Source organism: Pseudomonas sp. GD03862 (assembly GCF_029840855.1).
In the GTDB taxonomy this organism is placed as follows: domain Bacteria; phylum Pseudomonadota; class Gammaproteobacteria; order Pseudomonadales; family Pseudomonadaceae; genus Aquipseudomonas; species Aquipseudomonas alloputida.
Genome location: NZ_JAOCDI010000015.1, coordinates 117,533 through 124,628 on the forward strand (window position 1 = coordinate 117,533; position 7,096 = coordinate 124,628).

Annotated in this window: 5 protein-coding genes; all 5 read left to right on the forward strand. The window is 65.1% G+C overall.

What is annotated here, in order from left to right:
• Window positions 1-14 precede the first annotated feature (14 nt).
• The 5 genes from N5D53_RS12595 to N5D53_RS12615 all read left to right on the forward strand — a co-directional run bounded on the left by N5D53_RS12595 (window position 15) and on the right by N5D53_RS12615 (window position 7,067).
• Entirely contained in the window at window positions 15-1,457 is a 1,443-nt protein-coding gene (locus N5D53_RS12595; protein WP_274139247.1) for a TldD/PmbA family protein, read from the forward strand.
• Window positions 1,457-2,776: a TldD/PmbA family protein gene (locus N5D53_RS12600; RefSeq protein WP_104962671.1), complete on the forward strand. Its 1,320-nt coding sequence runs from the start codon at window positions 1,457-1,459 to the stop codon at window positions 2,774-2,776. The genes N5D53_RS12595 and N5D53_RS12600 overlap by 1 nt, the downstream gene beginning before the upstream one ends.
• Window positions 2,777-2,885: 109 nt before the next feature.
• On the forward strand, window positions 2,886-4,313 hold the full coding sequence (gene mdtD / locus N5D53_RS12605) for a multidrug transporter subunit MdtD (protein ID WP_003249408.1): 1,428 nt from the start codon (window positions 2,886-2,888) through the stop codon (window positions 4,311-4,313).
• 112 nt (window positions 4,314-4,425) lie between these two features.
• Window positions 4,426-5,763 carry an ATP-dependent RNA helicase DbpA gene (gene dbpA / locus N5D53_RS12610; RefSeq protein WP_230065385.1) on the forward strand — a complete coding sequence of 446 codons (1,338 nt, stop codon included), beginning with the start codon at window positions 4,426-4,428 and terminating at the stop codon, window positions 5,761-5,763.
• A gap of 122 nt (window positions 5,764-5,885) precedes the next feature.
• Window positions 5,886-7,067 carry an NAD(P)/FAD-dependent oxidoreductase gene (locus N5D53_RS12615; RefSeq protein WP_020190675.1) on the forward strand — a complete coding sequence of 394 codons (1,182 nt, stop codon included), beginning with the start codon at window positions 5,886-5,888 and terminating at the stop codon, window positions 7,065-7,067.
• Window positions 7,068-7,096 lie beyond the last annotated feature (29 nt).

Below are 7,096 nucleotides of genomic sequence, written 5' to 3' on the forward strand. Positions count from 1 at the left end.
ACGGAGGCATCCGCATGTTCGATTCCAGCGCCCTGCTGCGCCAGCGCTTTGCTGCGCTGCGCAGTACGGCCGAGTTGTTTTCCCTGCGCCATGTGAAACAGTCGCACCAGGCGCTTTCGGTTCGCCGCAACGTCGCCGAACCACCCTTCTTCAACCAGGATGAGGGCGCCATGCTCACTGTGCGGGTCAATGGCGTGGAGGCCTACGCTGCCACCGCCGACCTGTCCCAGGCTGGCCTGCAGCGCGCCCTTGAGCAAGCCGAGGCGCTGGCGCGGCAGATCGCCCGGCACAGCCTGCTGGACCTGCGCGAACAAGCCGTGACCAGCGCACGCCACGACCATGTTTCGCCCAACTTCGACCAACCCGTACCCAGCCTCGCCGACTGCCTTGGCCTGCTCGCCGCCGAATCGGCCAGCGTGCCCAAGGACAGCCGCTTGGTGGACTGGCAGGCCAGCCTGGGGCTGAGCCTGGTCGAGCAAACCTACCTGAACTCGGCCGGCGCCGAACTGCGCCATGCCCAGCGCTTCCTGTTCCCGGGCCTGGGGGTGACCGCCAGCGACGGCCAGGACAGCCAAAGCCGCAGCCTGGGCCGCGACAACTTCGGCCAACAGGGTGGTTTCGAGATCATCGAGCGCTGCGGCCTGGTCGGCGCGGCCAGCCGGGTGGCCGACGAAGCGCTGCAACTGCTGCTGGCACCAAACACCCCTAGTGGCCCGCGCGACCTGCTGTTGATGCCGGACCAGATGATGCTGCAGATTCACGAATCCATCGGCCACCCGCTGGAGATGGACCGCATTCTCGGCGACGAGCGCAACTACGCCGGCACCAGCTTCGTCAAAACCAGCGACTTCGGCCACCTGCAGTACGGTTCCAGCCTGCTGAACGTGACCTTCGACCCGACCATTGGCGAAGAGCTGGCCAGCTACAGTCATGACGACGACGGCACCCCGGCCAGCAAAGCGTTCCTGATAAGCGACGGCCTGCTGCTGCGCCCGCTGGGTGGCGCGCTGTCTCAGTTCCGCTCTGGCCTGGACGGCGTGGCCAACAGCCGTGCCTGCGGCTGGAACCGCGCGCCGATCGACCGCATGGCCAACCTCAACATCGAGCCGGGCGACCAGTCTTTCGAGCAACTGATCGGAGGCATCGAGCACGGCATCCTGATGCGTACCAACCGTTCCTGGTCCATCGACGATGCACGCAACAAGTTCCAGTTCGGCTGCGAATGGGGCCAGTTGATTGAAAATGGCGAGCTCAAGGGCATCGTCAAGAACCCCAACTACCGCGGCATCTCCGCGCAGTTCTGGCGCAACCTGTCGGCGGTTGGCGACCACAGTACCTTCCAGGTGCTGGGCACGCCCAACTGTGGCAAGGGCGAACCCAATCAGGTGGTGCGGGTCGGCCACGCCTCGCCTGCCTGTGTGTTCCGCCAGATCGATGTATTCGGAGGAGACGCGTGATGAAACAGGCTTTCGAAACCCTGGTCGGGGAGGTGCGCACCGCCCTTCAGGCGGGCGAGCAGTTCACCCTCGGTTACAGTGCCGAGCAATCGCAGTTCGTGCGTTTCAACCATGCCAAGGTGCGCCAGGCCGGCGAAGTGAGCCAGGCCATCGCGCAACTGCGGCTGGTGCGCGATGGGCGCCAGGCGGAACAGCAGGTGACCTTGAGTGGCGACGTGCAACTGGATCGCCAGCGCCTGAACGTTGCGCTCGAGCAGCTGCGCCAGACCTTGCCGCTGCTGGCACTCGACCCTTACCTGCGCCTGGACGAAAACGCCTGGCACAGCCATAGCCTGCAGGAACACCCCCTGCCCGCACTGAACGAAGTACTGGCCCTGCTCGAGCGTGAAGCAGGTGACCTGGACCTGGTCGGCATCTACGCCGCCGGCCCGGTCTGCCGCGGCTTCGCCAGCTCGTTCGGCGCCTTCGGCTGGCACCAGGCCAACAGTTTCAACGTCGACTGGAGCCTGTTCCACGATAATGGCCAGGCAGTGAAGGCCAACTATGCCGGCCAGGCCTGGAGTGCCGACGACTTCACCGCACGCCTGCGCCAAGCACGAGAGCAGTTGGGTTTCCTCGGCCGCCCGGCAGTTACCCTCAAGCCCGGCACCTACCGCGCCTACCTTGCACCTGCGGCCATGGACGAAGTCGCCGGCATGTTGTGCTGGGGCGGCTTTTCCGCACAGGCCCTGGCCACTGGCAACAGCGCTCTGCAGCGCCTGTACAACGGCGATGCACGGCTTAGCCCGCTGGTCAGTTTTACCGAGCAGGTCAGCGGCTCGCTTAGCCCGGCATTTTCCGATGAAGGTGCGCCGCGCCTGGATGTGCCGCTGATCCAGCAAGGTGAGGCCCGGCAGCGGTTGATCAGTGCGCGCAGTGCGGCCGAATTCGGGCTGCTGGCCAATGGCGCCGACAGCTACGAGTCGCCTTGCGCGCTCAGCCTGGCGCCGGGTAGTTTGCCCACCGAGCAAATCCTGCAGCGGCTTGGCACCGGGCTGTACATCAGCAACCTGTGGTACCTGAACTACTCGGACCTGCCAGCGGCGCGCATGACCGGGCTGACCCGCTTCGCCACTTTCTGGGTAGAAGACGGGCAGATCCAGGGGCCGGTGAGTACCATGCGCTTCGATGACAGCCTGTACACCTTGCTGGGCAGCCAGCTGGAGGACCTGACCCAGGAGCGCGAGATGATCCTGTCGACCAGTACTTATGGACAGCGCAGTACCGGGTCGAGTCATTTGCCCGGGGCACTGGTCAAAGGCCTGACCCTGACATTGTGACTGGACTTGCCGGCCCTTTCGCGGCTAAAGCCGCTCCTACAAGGAACGCGTAACCCTTGTAGGAGCGGCTTTAGCCGCGAAAGGGCCGGCACTGACAAACGAGGACGTCATGCCCGAACGCACCCCGCTGGACCCCGTCACCGCCCGCTGGATCCCTTGGGTGGTGGCCATCGCCTTCTTCATGCAGTCCCTGGACGGCACCATCCTCAACACCGCACTGCCGGCCATGGCCCGCTCGTTGGCCGAAGACCCCTTGCGCATGCAGGGTGTGATCATTGCCTACATGCTCACCGTGGCCCTGCTGATCCCTGCCTCAGGCTGGATCGCCGACCGATTCGGCACCAAGCGCATCTTCTTCAGCGCCATCTTGCTGTTCAGCTTTGGCTCGCTGCTGTGCGCTGCAGCCAACAGCCTTGGCTTCCTGATCTTCGCCCGCGTGGTGCAGGGCCTGGGCGGTGCGCTGATGCTGCCGGTCGGGCGGCTGGTGGTGCTGCGCGCCTACCCACGCAGCGAGCTGGTGCGGATCATGAGTTTCATCACCATCCCCGGCCTGCTCGGGCCATTGCTGGGCCCAACGGTCGGTGGCTGGCTGGTGGAGATCCTCAGCTGGCACTGGATCTTCCTGCTCAACCTGCCAGTCGGCCTGCTTGGCTGCATTGCCGTATGGAAGTTCATCCCGGACTTGCGCGGCGCCGAGCGCACCACCTTCGACGGCCCTGGTTTCCTGCTGTTCGGCGCAGCCATGGTACTGATCACCATTGCCATGGAAGGCCTGGGCGAGCTGCACCTGCCGCACTTGCGGGTAATGTTGCTGCTGTTCGCCGGCATGGCCTGCCTGGCCGCGTACTGGCTGCGCGCCGGGCGCGACCCGGAGCCGCTGTTCTCGCCAAGCCTGTTCCGCGTGCGTACTTTCGCCATCGGCATCCTCGGCAACCTGTTCGCCCGCCTGGGCAGCGGCGCGCTGCCGTTCCTGGTGCCGTTGCTGCTGCAGGTCGCGCTGGGCTACTCACCCGCCCAGGCAGGCATGAGCATGATCCCGCTGGCGGCGGCGGCCATGCTGGCCAAGTCCATTGCCCGACCGCTGATCGAACGGTTCGGCTATCGCATCATCCTCACCGGTAATACCTTGCTGCTGGGCATCCTGCTGGCAAGCCTGGGCCTGGTGGACGAGCAGACCCCTTATTGGCTGCTGTTGGTGCAACTTGGCCTTCTGGGCGCAGTGAACTCCATGCAGTTCACTGCGATGAACACAGTGACGCTCATCGATCTCGACGACGCCAGCGCCAGCAGCGGTAACAGCCTGCTGTCGGTGGTCGCGCAACTGTCGCTGAGCCTGGGTGTGGCCTGCGCCGGCGCACTGTTGGGCGGCTTTACTGCGGCAGGCAGCGCCGAAGGCGTGGAAACCACCCTGGGCGCGTTCCAGCTGACCTTCGTCACCATCGGTGTAATGGCCATGCTGGCAGCGGCGATCTTCCTGCAGCTGGCGCCGACGGACGGAAGGCGTGCCCGTCGTCCGGAACAACACATGGAGTCGTAGGGCGAATGGCCACGAGGCTGGTAGACTATGCGGCATTTTTCGCTTCGCACCGCAGGCCCGCCTCGTGACCACCGAATCCACCGCCTTTGCCACCTTGCCGCTGTCCACTGCCATGCTGGCCAACCTGGAGGCCCTCGGCTATGCCTCGATGACGCCGATCCAGGCCCAGAGCCTGCCTGTCATCCTCAAAGGCCAGGACCTGATCGCCCAGGCCAAGACCGGTAGCGGCAAGACTGCCGCCTTCGGCATCGGCCTGCTCAACCCGATCAACCCGCGCTACTTCGGCTGCCAGGCGTTGGTGCTCTGCCCTACCCGCGAACTCGCCGACCAGGTGGCCAAGGAGCTGCGCCGCCTGGCCCGTGCCGAGGACAACATCAAGATCCTGACCCTGTGCGGCGGCGTTTCGCTGGGCCCACAGATCGCTTCACTGGAGCACGGCGCGCACATCATCGTCGGCACCCCAGGGCGCATCCAGCAGCACCTGGACAAAGGCACCCTGGTCCTGGACGGGTTGAACACCCTGGTGCTGGACGAAGCCGACCGCATGCTCGACATGGGCTTCTTCGACGCCATCGCCAGCATCATCGGCAAGACCCCGTCGCGCCGCCAGACCCTGCTGTTCTCGGCCACCTACCCGGCCGGCATCAAGCAACTGGCCGCCGACTTCATGCGCAACCCGCAGCAGGTCAAGGTCGAAAGCCTGCACACCGACAACCAGATCGAGCAGCGTTTCATCGAGATTGACCCGCAGCAACGCCTGGAAGCCGTCACCCGCGTGCTCGGCCACTACCGCCCGCAATCGTGCGTAGCGTTCTGCTTCACCAAGCAGCAATGCGAGGACGTGGTCGCCCACCTGACCGCCAAGGGCATCGTCGCCCAGGCCCTGCACGGCGACCTGGAGCAGCGCGACCGTGACCAGGTGCTGACCATGTTCGCCAACCGCAGCAGCTCGGTGCTGGTGGCTACCGACGTGGCCGCGCGCGGCCTGGACATCGATGGCCTGGACATGGTCATCAACGTGGAGCTGGCGCGTGATGCCGAAATCCACGTGCACCGCGTGGGCCGTACCGGCCGCGCCGGCGAGAAAGGCGTTGCGGTCAGCCTGGTGGCACCGGCCGAAGGCCACCGCGCCCAGGCCATCGAAGCGCTGCAGAAGAGCCCGCTGCGCTGGGACCAGCTGGACAGCCTGAAAAACAAGGGCGGCGAGCCCCTGCTGCCGGTGATGACCACACTGTGCATTGCCGCTGGCCGCAAGGACAAGCTGCGCCCTGGCGACATCCTGGGGGCCCTGACCGGTGATGCCGGCATCCCGGGCAAGCAAGTGGGCAAGATCGCCATCTTCGACTTCCAGGCGTTTGTGGCCGTGGAGCGGGCGTTGGCCAAGCAAGCCATGCAGCGACTGAACAGCGGCAAGATCAAGGGTCGCGCCCTGAAAGTCCGCATTATCTAAAGCCAGGCAAAGCCCCCCGTAGGAGCGGGTTTACCCGCGAACGCGGCAGTAAATGCATCGTCGCATTCGCGGGTGAACCCGTTCCCACAGGGTTCAGCATTTCAAATCTGAAGGTTCATACCGTGCACTCCACCGACGTGATCATCCTTGGCGCCGGCGCCGCCGGCCTGATGTGCGCCCAGCTCAGCGCCCGTCGCGGCCGCCGGGTGCTGCTGCTCGACCACGCCAACAAGCCAGGCAAGAAAATCCTCATGTCCGGCGGCGGGCGTTGCAACTTCACCAACCTGTACACCGAGCCGGCCAACTTCCTTTCGCACAACGCGCACTTCTGCAAGTCGGCCCTGGCCCGCTACACCCAGTGGGACTTCATCGAGCTGGTGTGCAAGCACGGCGTGGCGTACCACGAGAAGAAGCTCGGCCAGCTGTTCTGTGACAACAAGGCCAGCGACATCCTCGACATGCTGCTGGCCGAGTGCGACGAGGCCGGTGCCGAGATCCGCATGCACACCAGCATCGAACAGATCGAGAAGACCGAAAGCGGCTACCTGCTGCAGACCAGCGGCGGCCAGTTCGCCTGCCAGTCGCTGGTCATCGCCACCGGCGGCCTGTCGATCCCGACCCTGGGCGCCACCGGTTTCGGCTACCAGGTGGCCCGCCAGTTCGGCCACACCCTGCTGCCAACCCGCGCCGGGCTGGTGCCATTCACCATCACCGAGCCCCAACTCAAGGCGATGTGCACCGAGTTGTCCGGCACCTCGCTGGACTGCACCGCCAGCTGCAATGGCACCAGCTTCCGCGAAAACCTGCTGTTCACGCACCGCGGCCTGAGCGGCCCGGCAATCTTGCAGATCTCATCGTTCTGGGAAGCCGGTGACACGGTCGAGATCAACCTGTTGCCCGACCGCGATGCGCTTTCCTGGCTGCAACAGATGCAGGCCGAACGCGCCAACGCCGAACTGAAGACCGTGCTGGGCGAGGTGTTCACCCGCAAGCTGGCCAACTTGCTGGCCGAGCAGTGGTTCGAGTCGAAGCCAATGAAGCAGTACACCCCGGCGGAACTGGCGCAAATCGCCGAAAAGCTGGCGAACTGGCAAGTTGTACCGGCCGGCACCGAAGGCTACCGTACCGCCGAAGTGACCCTGGGCGGCGTGGATACCCGCGAGGTGTCGTCCAAGACCATGGAATCGCTGAAAAGCCCCGGCTTGTACTTCATCGGCGAAGTGCTGGATGTCACCGGCCACCTGGGCGGTTTCAACTTCCAGTGGGCTTGGGCATCGGCGAACGCCGCCGCGCAGTTCGTGTAGAGTAGAATCCTTTCAGCAGCACGGAACGC

Bases quoted from the DNA above. Each gene is read 5' to 3' on its own strand.
- dbpA (WP_230065385.1), top strand. From the start codon at position 4,426: ATGCTGGCCAACCTGGAGGCCCTCGGCTATGCCTCGATGACGCCGATC.
- mdtD (WP_003249408.1), top strand. From the start codon at position 2,886: ATGCCCGAACGCACCCCGCTGGACCCCGTCACCGCCCGCTGGATCCCT.
- N5D53_RS12600 (WP_104962671.1), top strand. From the start codon at position 1,457: ATGAAACAGGCTTTCGAAACCCTGGTCGGGGAGGTGCGCACCGCCCTT.
- N5D53_RS12595 (WP_274139247.1), top strand. From the start codon at position 15: ATGTTCGATTCCAGCGCCCTGCTGCGCCAGCGCTTTGCTGCGCTGCGC.